Source organism: Streptomyces sp. sk2.1 (genome assembly GCF_008120935.1).
Lineage (GTDB): Bacteria > Actinomycetota > Actinomycetes > Streptomycetales > Streptomycetaceae > Streptomyces.
In genome coordinates, this window is the sequence record NZ_RDBO01000036.1 from 1 (window position 1) to 16,575 (window position 16,575).

A 16,575-nucleotide genomic window follows, 5' to 3' on the forward strand; every position below is an offset into this window, starting at 1 on the left:
GACCTCCGCCAGGACCGCTATCCCACCCTCTACGCGGGGCATTGGATCCTCCTCGAACCCCGCGRCCTCGTCCCCGCCCACACCGTGCCCCCACGACGGCGCTGGATCATCACCATGGACGGGGCCGCCATGAACCTGTGGGACGCGGAACCCCTTCCCGGTACCCGGTGCCGCATCGCGCACCACACGGTCTGCCCCCGCCTCCGGCCCGAGGACCCCTGGCCCTGGACCGCCGTGCTCCGGCAGGAGAACGACCGCAGGACGCAGCGCCTGTTCGATCTCCCCGACGACCGGGGGCCGCGCAACGGCTGGGACCACCGCGACGACTGGGACCTTCCTGACGACTGGGGTCTTCCGGACACGGGCTGACACCCACGGGCCGTGCCGTTGTCCGTGGTCGCAGTCGTGGCCGTGCCCCTCCTCGTGGGGTCTCAGAGGCGCAGGACGCGCCGGAGCCAGCGGGTACGGGCGTCGAGGGCGTCCCGGCTGAGGGCCGCCCGCGGTGCGAGGGTGTCGAAGCCGTGGAAGGCCCCGGGCCATACGTGCAGTTCGGCCCGGCCCCCGGCCTGCCAGATCGCATTGGCGTAGGCCACGCCCTCGTCCCTGAAGGTCTCGGCCGAACCGACCTCGATGTAGGCCGGGGGAAGTCCGGACAGGTCCGTCGCACGGGCGGGAGCCGCGTAGGGCGGCAGGTCCGCGGCGCCGTACCGGTCGCCCAACAGCGCCTGCCACGCGGTCGCGTTGGAGGTCCGGTCCCAGGTGTCGACGCCGGCCATCTGATGGCTGGAGAAGGTGTTCCCGCGGTCGTCGAGCATCGGGCACAGGAGCAGCTGCCCGACCGGCGCGGGCCCGGCCCGGTCGCGGGTGAGCAGGGCGAGCGCCGCGGCGAGTCCGCCACCGGCGCTCTTCCCCCCGACGACGACGCGGTCCGCGTCGATACCGAGTCCGTCCGCGTGCGCGACCGCCCGGACGAAACCGGCGTAGCAGTCCTCCAGCGGGTCGGGGTATCGCACCCGCGGTGCCAGCCGGTACTCGACGGAGACGACGGCCAGCCCCAGCGGGAGAGCCCATTCGCGCAGCAGCCGGGGAAGCACGGACCACGCGTTGCCCATGATCATCCCGCCGCCGTGCATGTAGTACAGCAGGGGCAGCGACCCGGTGATCCCGGCGGGCCGTGCGCTCACGAGCGTCACGTCCGGGCCGCCCGGCGCTCCCGGCACCCGCAACTCGTCCACCTCGAAGCGGCCGTCGGCCCGGAGCTCCCGGACCGTCGGCCGGGGCCGGGCCGAGGCGTCCCGCTCCTGCCGGGCCGCGAGGTTCTCCGGGGTGAACGGCTCCCTCGCCCCGCCCCCCGAACCCGCCAGCGCCGCGCCCAGTTCGGGGTCGAGAGGGGGAGGAACGTTCCGAGTCGCCGGGACGGGGCCGGCCTCCGACCGCATGTCGTCGACGCTCATGACGGACCACCCTGCCGGGAAGGGTTCCCCCGGGCGGGGAGCGCTCGTGCGAGATCCATGACGCGTAGTCAACCACCTGCCGCGCCTGTCGCGGGCGGGACCTTGTCGCATTTCTGATGTGACATCACAAACCTTGTGTCTTCAGGCCATTCAGGAATCCTCGTCCCGGAAGCACCGGACAGTCATCCGGTCGATTCCTGTGACGGGTTTGCGGCATGGGTGGAAACCGCCACTGCCGATCGGTTGTCCCGGCCCGCGCAGGGCCCGAAAGTGGCTGCTGAATGCAGCAAGTACTTCTTTCTCGCGACGAGTAGGAGACGCTCATGCATCCCCCGAACCACTTTTGCGGCGGACCCGGAACAACGACACCCCGGAAGGTCTTGTGGTGAGGCTTTCCGGTGGGTCGCCTCCACCCGTTCCCGGTGGCACGGGTCGGCGAATGCCTGGTTTCACGCGCTCCCGCTCCTCCTCGAAGAAGGTCATCACCCTGATGAGACGGCCCCGACCGACCGAACCGACCAGGACCCCGACCTCCCCGGCCGCCTCCGTGGCCCACCCGCTGACACGCCGTCCGGTGCGGACGGTCCTGGGACTGCTCACCGCGGCCTGTGCGGCCGGAACGCTTTCCATCCTCCCGGTTGCCACCGCCGCCGAGACGTCGGCATCCCGGGCCGCCCGGCCGCAGCAGGACAGCCCCGTCGTCGCCACGCACGAGCTCACCCTCGTCACCGGCGAAGTGGTGACGCTGGAACGTCGTGCCAACGGCTTCCAGGCGGCCACGGTCGAGCCCGCGACCGACGGCGTGCCGGCGGCGTTCACCTCGATGAAGGTGGGCGACGAGGTCTACGTCATTCCCGACAAGGCACAGCCCTACCTCGCCGCGAACGAACTCGACCGCGAGCTGTTCAACGTCACCAAGCTGGTCGAGTACGGCTACGACGACGCACACCGTCCCGTCGTACCGCTGATCGCGACCTACGGGGGCGCGCCGGGCAAGGCCGGCAAGGCACTCGAACGGGACGCGCCGGCCGGCTCGGTGAAGAAGGACGAGCTGCCCAGTGCCAACGCGGTGGCGCTGCACGCCGGCAAGAAGAAGGCGGCGACGTTCTGGGAGGCGGTCGACGACGACAGCACCGCCGCGACGAAGGCACCGAAGCTCGCCGGCGGCATCAAGAAGCTCTGGCTCGACAAGCCGGTGCGCGTCGCTCTGGACCGGAGCGTGCCGCAGATCGGCGCACCGGAGGCGTGGGCGGCCGGCTACGACGGCACCGGCACCAAGGTGGCCGTCCTCGACACCGGTATCGACCCCGACCACCCCGATGTGGCGGGGCGGGTGAAGAAGGCGCAGAACTTCACCGACGACCCCGATACGGTCGATCACCACGGCCACGGCACGCATGTCGCCTCGACCATCGCAGGCTCGGGTGCCGCGTCGGGCGGCAGGCTCAAGGGTGTGGCGCCGGGCGCCGACCTCTACATCGGCAAGGTCCTCGACACGGCCGGTTCGGGCTCCGAGTCGGGGGTCATCGGCGGCATGGAGTGGGCAGCCGCCCAGGGTGCGGACGTCATCAGCATGAGCCTGGGCGGTTCGGTTCCCAGCGACGGCACCGACCCGATCAGCCAGGCCGTCGACCAGCTCACCGAGTCCTCCGGATCGTTGTTCGTCATCGCGGCCGGCAACGAGGGCCCGGGCAAGGGGACCGTGAGCTCGCCCGGTGCCGCCGAGGACGCGCTGACCGTCGGCGCGGTGTCCAAGCAGGACCAGCTCGCGAACTTCTCCAGCCGCGGCCCGGTCAAGGAGACCTTCGCGGTCAAGCCTGAGATCACCGCACCGGGCGTGGGCATCGTCGCCGCGCGCGCCGCCGGCACCTCGATGGGCACCCCCGTCGATGCCGACTACACCTCGGCCAACGGCACCTCGATGGCCACCCCGCACGTGTCCGGCGCAGCGGCGATCCTCGCCCAGCGCCACCCCGACTGGTCCGCCGACCGGCTCAAGCAGGTGCTGGTCAGCACCGCCGAGCAGGGCTCGTACAGCGCCTACCAGGGTGGTAACGGCCGCGTCGACGTGCCCAGGGCGATCGACGCCACCGTCTACTCCAGCCCCGCCGTCGTCAGTATGGGCAAGAAGTCGGCCGAGAGCGCGCCGGTGACCAGGACGGTCGACTACATCAACACCTCCGCGACGGACACCACGCTGTCGCTCCGCCTGTTCGGCGCCGGAGAGACGGCGCCCCCGCCGGACGGCATGTTCACGCTCAGCGCCAACAGCGTGACGATCCCGGCGAACTCCACCGCGAGCGTGACGGTGACCTACCACCCCGAGCTCGGCGCCGTGGGCGACTACACCGGTGTCATCACCGCCACCGCGGTCGACGGCACCGCGATCCGCACCACCGTCGGCGCCACGAAGGACGTGCCCACCGTCGACCTCACCCTCAACACGATCGACCGGAACGGAGACCCGGCGAACGGCGAACTCGTGGTGTTCGACCTGGACAACGGGGTCGCCCAACAGGTCTTCCCCCAGGGCGGAACCAAGACCGTCGCGGTGCCGCAGGGGCGTTACTCGGTCATGGGCTTGGTGTACACGAAGGACAAGGCCACGGGCATAGCGGTGAGCAACACGCTTGCCGGTGAGCCCATGGTGGATCTGAAGGCGGACCGGACGATCACGATGGACGCCCGGCTGGGCAAGGAGGTCAAGGTCTCGACGCCCAAGGAGTCGCAGTCGAGCCAGTACAAGCTCGGATACCGCCAGCAGCTGCCCGGCAAGCGCGGGGTCGACTACATGAAGGGTACGTCGAGCCTGTTCGCGAAGCACGCCTACGCGGTGCCCACCGAGCCGGTGACGGACGGCACCTTCGAGTTCAACTTCCAGGACCGCAGGTACTCGCCGGTGATCCGGGCGTCCTACGCCGGGCGGGGAGGCCCGCTTCCGCTCACGCCGGTGACCTACGCGGCCCGGTTGTACGGCTCCAGCAAGCTCCAGGCGGTCGACGCCGGCACGGGACGGCCGGAGGACCTGGCCGGCAAGGACCTCGACGGCAGGATCGCGGTCGTCACCCGCGACGCCACCCTGAAGGTCGTCGACCAGATCGCCGCGGCGGCCGGCGCCGGAGCGAAGGCAGCGGTCGTCGTCAACGACCGGCCCGGCGTCTACGCCACCATCGTGCCGCGCGCCACCGGCACCGCCATACCGGCCTGGAGCCTCACCCAGGACGAGGGCGCGGTGCTCTTCGGCCGGATGGCCGACGGTCCCACGCGGATCAACCTCCAGGGCATCAAGAAGAACCCCTACGTGTACAACATCGCGCTGATGGTTCCCGGTGGAATTCCGGCCGACCCCACCGACACGGTCACCGCGGGGAACTCGGCCATGGTGAAGGCCCACTACCGCAGCACCAGAGGCACTCTGATCGGCGACACCACCTCGGCGATCCGTCCGGGAGAATCCTTCATCACCCAACTCGTGGACTTCTTCGACGCGCCGACGGACCGGGAGGAGTGGTACTCCACCGGCAGCAAGTGGCCGGCGATGAAGGACATGGGGTGGTGGCACACGGTCTACCCGGACCGCAAGGACATCGTCACCGGCATGAGAGACCTCATCCGCAACTACGGCCCGGGCGAGCGGCGCGAGGAGACCTGGCTGGGCGCGGTGAACGGACCGCCCGGACCGGAGAGCACCCTTGCGTTCCGCGACGGTGACAAGGTCACCCTCAATATGCAGGAGATGAGCGACAGCCAGCCCGGACACTACGCCTACTTCCAGGGCGACAACGGCACCACGTCGACGGTACGGCTGTACCAGGACGGCGAACTCCTCAAGGAACAGGGCTGGTTCACACTCACGACGCTGCCGGTCGACCCCGACCCGGCGACCTACCGGATCACCATGGACACCACGCACCCGGAGTGGTTCCCGCTGTCCACCGAGGTCGGCACCGCGTGGACGTTCAAGTCCGCCCGGCCCGCGAACGGCAAGGAGGATCTGGCACTGCTCTGGCCGAGGTACGGCCTGGACCTGGACGCGGAGAACACCACCCGGGGCGGCAGGAACTACCAGTTCGACCTGTCGTTCGTCCTCCAGAACGGCGCCGCCCCGGACATCGACGAGGTCGAGGTGGAAACGTCCGCCGACGACGGTGCCACCTGGCAGCCCGCGAAGGTCGGGAACAGGAGCGACGGCGGCTACAAGGTGTCCGTGCGCAACCCGGATTCGGGCCATGTGTCCCTGCGCATCAAGGCACAGGACACCGACGGCAGCAGGATCGAGCAGACCCTGATCAAGGCGTACGCCGTTCGCTGACCCGCAGCAGCCCTTTCCCGACCGTACCCCTGGCGCAAGATGCGCCCTTGCGCCAGGGGTACTTCCTTGTGCCGGAAATCAAATGCCTGCTGTTTCCGTGCATTTCCGGGATCGGTCGCGTTCTTGAAAGGGGTGGGCATTTCCGGGATTCCTGACGCATGTCTCGGACCGCTTGGCGCACCACATCATCGGGTCGGTTCCGGATCGGCTGACGCGGGGCCGGAGATCTTCCCTCCGACGAACGCCTTGGCGTTCCTCCGCCGGGTTCTCGATCCATTGCCGTGTCGGGTTTACGTCATGGAAGAAAGCCGCCACGGCCAATCGGTTGCCTCGGTCCGTGCAGAGCCCGAAAGTATCTGCCGAATGCAGCAAGTAATTCTCTCTCGCGATGAGTAGGAGACGCTCATGCATCCCCCGCACCACTTTCACGGCGAACCCGGAACAACGGCATCTCGGAAGGTCCTGCGATGAGGCGTCTCGGGCGACGACTGGCCACCGCGGTCGCCGGCGTCACCATCCTCGGAACGGTCATGGCGAGCACCGCGGCGAACGCCTCCGATCCGACTTCGGCTCCGTCCGCCACCACTTCCCCCGACCTGCCCGCATCGGTCGGTGACAGCCTCCTCAAGGCCGCTGCCGGGAACCGGGCGAACCTGACGCTGACTCTGGTGACCGGCGACAAGGTACAGATCGGCATCACCAAGGACCGGAAGCCGGTCGTCCGTGAGATCGTGCCCGCGACGCGGCCCGGGAACGAATCGGTTCTCTTTCGCACCGTCACCAGGAACGACCAGGTCTACGTCGTACCGGAGGACGCGTTGGCGCTGCTCCGTGCCGACGTGCTGGACTGGGAGCTCTTCAACCTCGCCAAGCTGGCCGACTGGACGGCCGAGGGCAGGACCGGCGAGGTCCCGGTGATCGCCGCGTACGCCGGCAGGACCGGCGCCCGGACGGCGAAGCCCCCCACCGGTACGACCGCCGGGGCCGTCCTGCCGAGCATCAACGCCCGCTCGATGACCGTCAAGGGCAACGGCCAGTGGTGGCGTGAGGTACGGAAGAAGAACACCGGCAAGTCCGCCTCCCCGGCGACCGGCCCGCTGGCCGGGGTGGGGAAGGTGTGGCTGGACGAGTTGACGAAGCTGCAGCTCGACCAGTCCGTACCGCAGATCGGCGCGCCCGCCGCCTGGGAACGCGGCTACGACGGTTCGGACGTGAAGGTCGCGGTGCTGGACAGCGGCGTCGATGCCACCCACCCCGATCTCGTCGGCCGGATCGCCGAGGCGGTCGACTTCACCGACAGCCCGAACGGTCCGGTGGACGAACACGGACACGGTACCCATGTGGCATCCACGATCGCCGGTACGGGCAAGGCATCCGACGGGCTGCGCCGCGGTGTGGCGCCCGGTGCGAAGCTCGCCGTCGGCAGAGTCTGCGGTCCGGACGGCTCGTGCGCCGGCTCCGCGGTCATCGCCGGCATGGAGTGGGCCGCCAAGTCCGGTGCCGACGTGGTGAACATGAGCCTCGGCGGCGCGCCCAGCGACGGAACGGACCCGCTGAGCAGTTCGGTCAACGCGCTCAGCCGCACCTACGGAACCCTGTTCGTCATCGCCGCGGGCAACGCCGGCCCGGACGCCGAGACGGTCGGGTCGCCGGGCGCCGCCGACGAGGCACTGACCGTCGCGGCCGTGGACAAGAGCGACCGGATGGCCTCCTTCTCCAGCCGCGGACCTCGCGTCGGGGACGGCGCGGCCAAGCCGGACCTCGCGGCGCCGGGCGTCGCCATCGTCGCGGCCCGTGCCAAGGGCACCGGGATGGGCAAGCCCGTGGACGACCACTACACGTCCGCCAGCGGCACTTCCATGGCCACGCCCCACATGGCCGGTGCCGCGGCGATCATCGCCCAGCAGCACCCGGACTTCACCGGACGTCAGATCAAGGCGCTGCTGATGGCGACCGCCAAGGATCTCGGACACGACGTGTTCGCGCAGGGCGCCGGCCGGGTGGACGTGGCCCGCGCGATCGACCCGAAGATCATTCCGGACGGAAACCTGGCCTTCGGCCGAGCCGAGTACCCGCACTCGCCGGTGTCCAGGACGGTCACCTACAGCAACTGGACCGACGAGCCGATCACCCTCTCGCTCTCCGCGTCGGCCACCTCCTCGGGCAAGCCCGCACCGGCGGGGCTCTTCACCCTCAGCGCCGACCAGGTCACCGTGCCCGCCAAGGGCTCGGCCGATGTGACGGTGACCATGGACGGCAGGGTGGTGGACAGCTCCGGGCAGTACGGCGCGTACACCGGCGTCCTGACCGCCGAGGACGGCGCGGGGGAAGTGCTCGGAACGTCGCGGATCTCGACCTTCGTGGAGCCGATCCGCCACGACCTGACCATCAAGGTCATACCTCCGACCGGTGCCACCGATGTCTCGTACGGCAGCGCGCTGATCGTCCCGGTCGACGAGGACGAGCTGAACCTGTACGAGAAGCCGCTGACGGCACCGGGCGGCGAGACGATCAGGGCACGGGTCTTCGCTGGCACCGTCACGGCGGCCATCGGGGTGACGTGGCGGGACGCGACCGGTGAGCTGCAGAAGGCCGCACCGATGGTGCCGGAGGTGGAGGTCACCGGGGCGACCACGGTGGAACTGGACCTTCGGAAGGCCAAGCCCATCCGTGTGAACACCCCGGAGCGGACCGAGACCTACACGGCACTCTTCAAGACCGAGCGGACCTCCGTGGACGGGGACTGGGGCATCACGGCGTCGTTGACCGCCGAATACGGCCCCGCCGAGCCGAACTGGTGGGCACTGCCGACCGCCGGTGAAGTCGGCCTGGGCACGCTCGACTTCTACAGCCGGCACGTCCTGGTACCGCCGTCGGTGACGATGAAGGTCACGGGGAACGGCGACCCCTTCGACCTGGGCGCCCGCTACGCGACACCGGACACCACCATCAACGGCGGCAACCAGAAGTGGACGAAGGACGGGAAGCCCGTATCCACTCTCGTGCGGTCGACGATCCCCCGACTGCCCGTCACCGGGAAGAAGTCCGTCGTCTACGCGGGCACCGGCTCGGCCGGGGAACTCGCCGAGGTCGATGCCAAGGGCGCGCTGGTGCTGCTGAAGCCGACCGACATCTGCGGAACGACCTGCGACTTCACCGCACTGCGCAAGCGAGTGGCGGAGGCTGCCGCCGAAGGCGCGGTCGGGGTGCTGGTGACCGGCGAAACCGATCGGGTCGCCCTGCTGAAGTACGAGTCGTTCCGTCAGTACAAGTGCGAGAACGGTCCCGACAGCTGCCCGCCGGTCGACCCGTACGCGGCGCTGCCGATCGTGACCGTACCCCCGGCCCGGGCCGCCGCGCTGATCCGGCGGATCGAGGACGGGGGCAAGTCCGGTGTACGGATCGAACTCGGCGGCAGCCGTGAGGTGTCCGAGGCGTACGCCCTGGCCTTCGACTCCCCCGGCCGGGTTCCCGGCAACCTGCCGTACCGGGTCCGGTCCCGGGATCTCGACCGTGTCGATCACCGCCTCCACGCCGACAGGCCCGGCGCGATTCCCCACTTCAGCTGGAACCGGATGACGAAGTCCGGCCCGGTGACGGAGGAGAGCATGCTGCCCAAGCCGGACAGCCAGCGGCAGTTCACCACATGGGTAGGACCGCGGAACAGCGATGCGATCGACCGCTTCGAGATGTCCGTCAGGGACTATCTCGCGCCGTCCGTGGCAAGCCCGTCGGGTCCGGGCGAAACCCGGGACGTGGCACTCGGCAGGAAGAACACCATCGACTGGAACGAGGGTCCGTCCCTTCCCGGCGCGGCGCCCCGTGCCCGCACCGAGTCGGGCTTCACCGCCGAGACCGGCCTGCCGTGCGCCGGCTGCCGGGAGGGCGACCGCTTCTGGCCCACCCTGTACCAGACCAGTGGCGGGGGCGGTCGCCAGACCATGATGGGCATGCTCAACGACACGGGCGTCGCCCATCTGATCTACGGGATCCAGGCATGTGAGCCCCCCGCCTGCAAGGTGAGCCTCTTCGACGACGCCGGCCACGAGATCGAGCAGAAGCTCAACCCGGTCGAGTTCGTCTTCGAGCTCGGCGAGCCCGGCAACGTGCCGGACCCGGCGTCGAGGAACGGGCGGTGATGACCGAAATGGGAAAGGAGACCGCTCCGATGAACACGGCCGAGCCATCGAAATGGCGCCGGAAGGTGAACCTGGCGGCCTCGGCAGCCGTGGCAGTGCTCGCGCTGGCGGGGTGCAAGGCCGACGTCATCTCGTACGACCTGCCTGCGGAATCGGCCCGCTACACGTTCCGGGCGGAGACCAACGGGGTCAGGACCGCGTGGGAGTACACGTCCGACCGGCCGGACAAGTCCGACACACCGAAGTCCCAGCCGTGCGTCGCGGACGTCGTCGTCAAGGATCCCGGTGAGTGCCGGCCGGAGCCGCTGATCTTCCTGCGGTACGACCTGGGCCTCGGGCTGGACAACACCGCAGAGGCCGACGAACTGCACTCCATCACCGTCACCGGCTACTACCAGGAGCGGCTCAGCACGCCACCGACCCTGACCGAGTTGCGGGCGGAGGCCAGCTTCGACGGCGGCAGGACCTGGAAGCCGGTGAGCACCGGGGCCGACGGGAAGAACACCTTCAACGCGCGCGTCAAGCACCCGAAGCGTGACAGGGCTCCCGACGGAGTCGCACTGCGGATCACCGCGACCGACAGTGCGGGGAACAAGGTCGAGCAGACCATTCCCAGGGCGTACCGACTGCGCTGAGGCGTATCGACCGCGCCGAGGTGAACCGATGAAGCGGTGAACCGGCCCGGAGGGGGCACGGCCGGGGCGAGAGGCGAAATTCGCCCCGGCCGTCTCCCACGTTTTCCCCGTGACGCCCTCGTCGGACGTGGACGGGGGCGGCGGGCTCCTTTCACCACGCGAACGCCAGGCCGAAGTGCCCGAGGGCAGACGGAGAGACATCATGCTGTCAGACGTGCTGGGACTCACCCCCGAAGAGGCGGACGCCTACCGCACCCTGGTTTCGGTGGCCTCCGCCACCCCCGCGGAGCTCGCCGGACTCGTCGGCCGGGACGCCCGCCAGGTGGTGCACATCCTCGGCAGACTCGAAGGCCAGGGGCTTGCCGCGCGCAGCCTCGGCGACACCGCCCGGTTCGTCGCCTCCCCGCCGGCGGCGGCGATGCGGGCTCTCCTGGTCCAGCGACAGAACGAACTCAAACTGGCGGAACTCGAACTCGACTCCCTCGACGAAACCTACCGCGCGGCCACTCTCGGGCGCGGCGTCGCGGAAGTCATCGACGTGATCCACGGCGCCGAGGCCATCCGCGAGCGCGTCGGGCACATACAACTCGGCGCGCGGAAGGAGATCATGAACCTCGCCAAGGCGCCGCTCTTCTCGCTCGGCAACATGACCGACGACACGGCCATCGAACGCGGCATCCGTTACCGCGTGATAGTCGAACGCACATTGTTCGACGGGGAAGGCCCGTCGTTCGGCGAGATCACCCAGGCGCAGGCATCAGGAGAAGAGGTCCGGGTCGCCGACACCGTGCCGCTGAAACTCTTCATCGTGGACCGTGAGTTGGCCATCGTCCCACTCCTCGGTTCGGCCGATGCCGCAAAGGCGGGAGCCCTGCTCGTGCACCGGAGCAGCCTGCTCGACGCGCTGATCGCCCTGTTCGAGTCCGAATGGGAGAAGGCGATGCGGTTCGCGACCTCCGCCGGCGACCTGCAGAACGCGCCCGCCATCGACGATCTGGACGCGCAGGTCCTCAGCCTGTCGCTGACCGGTCTCACCGACCGGGCGATCGCCACCCAACTGCTCACCTCCCTGCGGACGGTGCAGCGCCGGATACGGCATCTGATGGACATCGCGGGAGTGCACAATCGCATGCAGTTGGGCTTCCACGCGGCGCGGGCGGGCTGGCTCGAAACCGAGCGGAACGGCGGCGGAGGAACATCCCGCCTCCGGGCCGTGCCGTCGGCGTCGGCCACGACCGCCCGGAGATCCATCGGGTGAGGACTGTTCCGTGGCCGTGCCGGACGGCCCTGTTCACCGGCCCGGGCCCGCGCTGCGAGGAATCAGGCGCTCACCGGGAGCGGCGTGTGGCGATGACCGCCGAACTGGTCGGTGTCGTGAGCACCTCGGTGGCCTCCAGGTCCGGATGCGTCAGGTAGAACAGCCGGAGCTCGTCCACCTCGCCCTCGAAGCGGGGCGGCCAGTGGGGCGAGGGGGTGAAGTCGTCCAGGACGAGCAGGCCACCGGGAGCGAGATGCTCGACGACCTTCCGGGCGTCGTCGCGCTTGCCCCCGCCGTCGCAGAAGAAGACGTCGAACGGGGCGTGCTGGTCGAGCAGCCGCCAGTCCCCGGTGAGAACACTGACACGCTCGTCGTCCGCGAAGATCCCGGCCGCCCGGCGGGCCAGCTCCTCGTCGCGCTCCACGGTGACCAGGCGCGCGCCGGGGCCGAGACCGCTGTGCAGCCAGGCGGTGCCCACCCCCGAGCCGGTACCGCTCTCCGCCACGACCCCACGGGGCTTCGAGGCGGCGGCCAGCCCGAGCAGCCTGCCCACTTCGGGGATGCAGCTCTTCTTGAACCCCATCTCGGAGGCGACCCGCTCCGCGGCCGCCACCCGGGGCGGAATCACACGTTCTGCCATGACCATGTTCTCCTTGCCGTGATCGCGCGATCACACAATGACATGATCATGAGGCTATCGGTGGACGGCGACGCCCGTACGGGGTTTCGCCGGGCAGGGGACGGAAGGCGGCGGGCGACGGCATGAGCGCGGGGAACCCGGGCGGCGGCATGAGCGCGGAGAGCGCGGGCGCGGAACGGATGGCGCGGTTCGCCGCGGAGGTCGACTGGTCGAGGGTGACCAGTCCCTACCACGCCCAGCGGTACGGGCCGGAGGTGCTGGAACAGCTCTGGGCACCGGACCGCCCCACGGCCGAGGACGCCCTGGTGGATCTGCATTACGCGTCCTGCGGCGACGGCAGTTCGGTGCTGGCGGCGGCGGCCGAGGTGCTGCCGTTCCTCGTCGAGGCCGCCCGGGACCCGGCCGTGCGGGTGCGCGTGGAGATCATGGAGACGATCACCGGTGTCGCCCGCGCGGGCAACACCGCTCCCACCGCGAGGGTCGACCCGGTCCTGGAGGGCAGGTGGCGGCCCACCGTCGACCCCGCGTGGCCGACTGCCTGGGAGCGGGCGGTGGACCCGTTGCTGACGTTGCTCGACGACGACGATCACGACGTCCGGGCCGCGGCGGTCACCGCACTCGCGCAGGCCACCCACCGGGCGGACGAGCTCACCGTCCGCTTCCGGTCCCGCTTCGGGAGCGAGCAGAGCCCGCAGGCGGCCGAGACGCTCGTCCTGGCCGTCGGGGAACTCGCCCGCCACGCCGTGGAACGGCGGGAAGAGGCACTCGCCTGGCTGCGGCAACGGATGACCGTCGAGGAGGAGGGGGAGGAGCCCGACACCGAGGAGGATGTCGACGCCTGGCTGGAGTGGTTCGAGAAGCCCCGGCACGACGTCCGGCTGCAGGCGGTCGCGGCCCTGCGCCGCGCCCTGCCCGAACACGTCGACCCCGCCTATGCCCGCACCACGGCCGACACACTGCTCGCCTCCCCGCCCATGGCCGCCGGGTCCTCCGGGAAGTACCGCTCCTGGCCGGTCGGCGTCGTCGTCGACGCCGACCGGCAGCTCGGCGACGACCTGCCGGGCAGGCTCGCCCTCGCCCTCGGTCTGCTGCGCCACGACGGCGCCGGACAGCGCGAGGCCGGTCTGCGGGTCGCGGCCTCCCTGATGTCCCGGTGGCGTTCCGCCGTACCCGAACTGCTCCCGGCCGTAGTGGAGTTCACCGACGACCCGCATCCGGACAACCGTGCCTCCGCGCTGCGGGTCCTCGCCATGTGCGGGGCCGCCGCACGCCCCTGGGCCGACCGCGCCGCGGCACACCTCACCGAGGACGAAGAACCCCACGAGCCCGCGAGGAGGTACGCGGTCCGGGCGCTGAGCCGGATGGGCGACGAACGCTGCGTGGCGCCGCTGGCCCGGCTGCTCACCGTCCGCGCCAGCGGGTCCGCCGGTTGGCCCCCCATCCCGTCCGGCCGGGGCTGGGAGGGGGACGAACCCAACTTCTCCGAGGCCCTCGCCCCCTTCACCGCGCACACGGACACCCTCCTGGGTCCGCTGCTGGCCCGTATCGGGGCGGCTTCGACGACCGAGCGCGGCGCGTACCACGGGATCATCGGCCAATGGCATCACGACGGCGCTTCCGTCGTCCCGCGCCTGCTCGAACTGCTCGAATCGCCCGACACGGACGAGGTGTTGACGGCCGCCCATGCCCTGAGCCGGACGGGCCCCCGCGCGATCGCCGCCGGTCATCACGCGCGACTGCGGGAACTGCTCGGACCGCCGGAGTCCTGGGCCGGCTCGGACCGTGTCGACCCCTTCCGCTTCCGTTTCCTCACCGGCGACGACGGGCCCGTACTGGCCCTGCTGCGCTCCCCCGAGGAGAGCGGATACCCGGAGCTGAGCACCGGGGTCCACGACAACGCCCGGATCCGTGCCGGCATCGAGCTGGGCCCGCTCGCCGCCCCGGCGGCCGGTCTGCTGCGCGGCCTGTTCCGGGAGGCGCTGCGGGAAAAACCGGAGCACCGGTCCGACGTGCCCGAGGACGTCGTACGGCGGGCCCGTGCCCTGTGGCGGGTCACCGGCGACGCGGAGGAAGTCCTGCCGGACCTCCTGGAACTGACCGGGCGCAGCGCGCAGGAGGGCTACCGGACCCCGGGAGGCGTCAAGGCCCTTCGCCTGCTCGCCGAGGTGGCCGCCACCCGTCCGCCCGTCGCGGCGCAGGTCGCCCGGCGGCTGCGCGCCACCGCGGAGGAACGGCTCGGGCACGGCAACCGCTTCGACGCGATGGAGATCGTCAGGGGTCTGTGGGAGCTCACCCGGGACCCGCGGCAGGTCGTCCCGGCCCTGGCCCGGCTGGTACGGATCTGCCCGCCGCCCGGCAGCGCGCACCCCACCGTCCTCGAACCGCTGGAGCTCCTTGCCGAGGTCGCGGCAGCCGACCCGGAGTCCGTCGCCCCGGTGACTCCCGCGCTGCGGACCCTCCTCGACGCCGACGAACGCCCCGTCGCGCACGACCACTGGCGCGCCGTCACGGAGGACGACGCGTTGTGCGCGGCGGTCCGGGCGGTACTGGCCGCCGCGGCGACGGGCACGGAGGGGGAGCTGCGGGAGGAGGAGACGGAGGAGAGGACCGCGTAGACGGACGCCGTCACGGAACAGTCGCGGTACACGTCCGGGGCCGGGCGCCTCTGCCCTCGGGGGAGGGGGACCCTCCTTGAGGAGCCGGCGCTTGCTGCGAAAGCTCCGCTGCGGCACGAACCGGATCACCGGCGTGGTGAAGACCGCCGTCGTCCTTCACCACGCCTCAACGTGAGGTTGGAAAACGCTCAATCTCGTCCCAAACACCCGAGCGATCAAAGTATCAGCAGCCACCCGACCCGGCAGCGGCTCTCGCGACAGGCACTCGAACGACCGCGTGATCCACCAGGAAACGACGCCCTCCAGAGGCTGTTGAACGGATTGATCGCGAAGTGTGACTGGAGTGTCAGGCGTCAGGGTTCTTCCCCTGGGCTACCTTGGTCACGCGATCCGCGGCCCCTGTGGCGAGTTCCTGGATGACCTTGAAGTCAGGCATGTCGTAGCCGACGAGCAGGACCACGGTCCCTCCGATCCGCATCATCACCTTGGCGTCATGGAACTTCATGTCCTTCCCGCTCGAATAGTCGTACGCGGGAGGGAAACAGTAGGCGTTGACTTCGTCTGCGTGTACGGAAACCTTCAGCTCCTTGAGGTCGTCCGATTCATCGCCCTTTCGTTTGCCGGTAACCATGCCCTTCCATGCCACCTGCGCATTCTCAGCGGTGTCGAAGGTGAAGGCGGTCCAGAAGATGTCGCCTTCACCTGGGTAGGTGGTGTAGGCGTGGAGACCTGATGCCACCACTCCGGAGCAGGCGGTGCCGGTCTCGGTCCTGCACTTCTCACCGGCCTCCTGGCCCTCAAAGGTGTCCGGGCGGCTGATACCTCCCACCCCGTCGGGCAGCATGTCGCCGTCAGGCATGGCCTCGCGGATCTGTGCCGCCGAGAGGCCGACTTGTACTTCCTCGTGCTCCTCAATCGAGTCGCCGTTCGGGCGCGACGATTCCGCATCGCTGCCACCGCAACCGGCCAGCAGCATCGCGCAGGCCGTCACGAGGACTGTCACTCCTGCTCTTGAACGCACTCAGTACCCCCGGCTGAGCCTTTGAACATGATCACCAGCACCCGATTCTAGGGCTACTGGTACGCCAACTTGCCATGTTTTTACGGGGCTTGAGTGCTTGATCTCCGCGCGGTCGGCATGCGCGTAAGGCACCCCGGGGCGCGACCTGCCGAGGCGCCGGTGCCGGATCGGGCAAGGTCCGCCCCGTTGTGACGTGATGTGCCGTTCGGATGCTGTTCCGGACGGCGCGGTCTGCCGTTCCCGCCGAGCACGGTCTGCCGTTTCCGACATGGAGCCTGGCCAGGTCGGCCGACTTCCTGGCCGTCGAGGGGGTGGTCGACGGCATCAGCCACGAGGCCCTGCGCATCATGCTCCGTGAGCTGCCCCCGCTGATCGAACGGTGGCGCACGGGCTTTACCGAGAAGCACGCCGACCAGGGGGCACAGCAGGCCGGTCGAACGACCAGAACGCCCAGAACGGCCGACAGGCAGGGCAGGACAGCGACGGCGGCCGCCCCTGCTG

9 protein-coding genes are annotated in these 16,575 nt (G+C 70.0%); 6 read left to right on the forward strand and 3 right to left on the reverse strand.

Annotation, left to right across the window (positions count from 1 at the left end; all coding sequences use genetic code 11):
• On the forward strand, window positions 1–369 hold a 369-nt coding region (locus EAO76_RS13940; protein ID WP_222872159.1), incomplete at its 5' end, for a DUF6083 domain-containing protein.
• Window positions 370–431: 62 nt separating this feature from the next.
• On the opposite strand, the gene EAO76_RS13945 is transcribed toward EAO76_RS13940, so the two are convergent.
• Window positions 432–1,454, reverse strand: coding sequence for an alpha/beta hydrolase (locus EAO76_RS13945; protein WP_262375453.1), 1,023 nt, complete (start codon window positions 1,452–1,454; stop codon window positions 432–434).
• Between the two features lie 439 nt (window positions 1,455–1,893).
• On the opposite strand from EAO76_RS13945, the gene EAO76_RS13950 reads away from it, so the two are divergent.
• The 4 genes from EAO76_RS13950 to EAO76_RS13965 all read left to right on the forward strand — a co-directional run bounded on the left by EAO76_RS13950 (window position 1,894) and on the right by EAO76_RS13965 (window position 11,798).
• Window positions 1,894–5,766 (forward strand): S8 family serine peptidase, encoded by a 3,873-nt coding sequence (locus EAO76_RS13950; RefSeq protein WP_148836262.1) that lies wholly within the window; start codon window positions 1,894–1,896, stop codon window positions 5,764–5,766.
• A gap of 467 nt (window positions 5,767–6,233) precedes the next feature.
• Entirely contained in the window at window positions 6,234–9,905 is a 3,672-nt protein-coding gene (locus tag EAO76_RS13955) for a S8 family serine peptidase (RefSeq protein ID WP_148836263.1), read from the forward strand.
• The gene (locus EAO76_RS13960; protein WP_148836264.1) at window positions 9,905–10,540 is read left to right on the forward strand and encodes a hypothetical protein; all 636 of its coding nucleotides are present in this window, start codon (window positions 9,905–9,907) and stop codon (window positions 10,538–10,540) included. Before EAO76_RS13955 ends, EAO76_RS13960 begins: the two co-directional genes overlap by 1 nt.
• 202 nt (window positions 10,541–10,742) lie before the next feature.
• Window positions 10,743–11,798 carry a helix-turn-helix domain-containing protein gene (locus EAO76_RS13965; protein ID WP_148836265.1) on the forward strand — a complete coding sequence of 352 codons (1,056 nt, stop codon included), beginning with the start codon at window positions 10,743–10,745 and terminating at the stop codon, window positions 11,796–11,798.
• A 70-nt stretch (window positions 11,799–11,868) separates the two neighbouring features.
• On the opposite strand, the gene EAO76_RS13970 is transcribed toward EAO76_RS13965, so the two are convergent.
• Window positions 11,869–12,444 carry an O-methyltransferase gene (locus EAO76_RS13970; protein ID WP_148836266.1) on the reverse strand — a complete coding sequence of 192 codons (576 nt, stop codon included), beginning with the start codon at window positions 12,442–12,444 and terminating at the stop codon, window positions 11,869–11,871.
• 116 nt (window positions 12,445–12,560) lie between these two features.
• Between EAO76_RS13970 and EAO76_RS46170 the strand changes: the two genes are divergently transcribed.
• A complete protein-coding gene (locus EAO76_RS46170) occupies window positions 12,561–15,053 on the forward strand; it encodes a hypothetical protein (RefSeq protein ID WP_262375454.1) in 2,493 nt (830 codons plus the stop codon).
• A gap of 346 nt (window positions 15,054–15,399) precedes the next feature.
• Here the strand turns inward: EAO76_RS46170 and EAO76_RS13980 are convergent, their stop codons facing one another.
• The gene (locus EAO76_RS13980) at window positions 15,400–16,056 is read right to left on the reverse strand and encodes a hypothetical protein (protein WP_148836267.1); all 657 of its coding nucleotides are present in this window, start codon (window positions 16,054–16,056) and stop codon (window positions 15,400–15,402) included.
• Window positions 16,057–16,575: the final 519 nt, after the last annotated feature.

Bases quoted from the DNA above. Each gene is read 5' to 3' on its own strand.
- EAO76_RS13945 (WP_262375453.1), bottom strand. From the start codon at position 1,454: ATGAGCGTCGACGACATGCGGTCGGAGGCCGGCCCCGTCCCGGCGACT.
- EAO76_RS13970 (WP_148836266.1), bottom strand. From the start codon at position 12,444: ATGGTCATGGCAGAACGTGTGATTCCGCCCCGGGTGGCGGCCGCGGAG.
- EAO76_RS46170 (WP_262375454.1), top strand. From the start codon at position 12,561: ATGAGCGCGGGGAACCCGGGCGGCGGCATGAGCGCGGAGAGCGCGGGC.
- EAO76_RS13960 (WP_148836264.1), top strand. From the start codon at position 9,905: ATGACCGAAATGGGAAAGGAGACCGCTCCGATGAACACGGCCGAGCCA.
- EAO76_RS13950 (WP_148836262.1), top strand. From the start codon at position 1,894: ATGCCTGGTTTCACGCGCTCCCGCTCCTCCTCGAAGAAGGTCATCACC.
- EAO76_RS13955 (WP_148836263.1), top strand. From the start codon at position 6,234: ATGAGGCGTCTCGGGCGACGACTGGCCACCGCGGTCGCCGGCGTCACC.
- EAO76_RS13965 (WP_148836265.1), top strand. From the start codon at position 10,743: ATGCTGTCAGACGTGCTGGGACTCACCCCCGAAGAGGCGGACGCCTAC.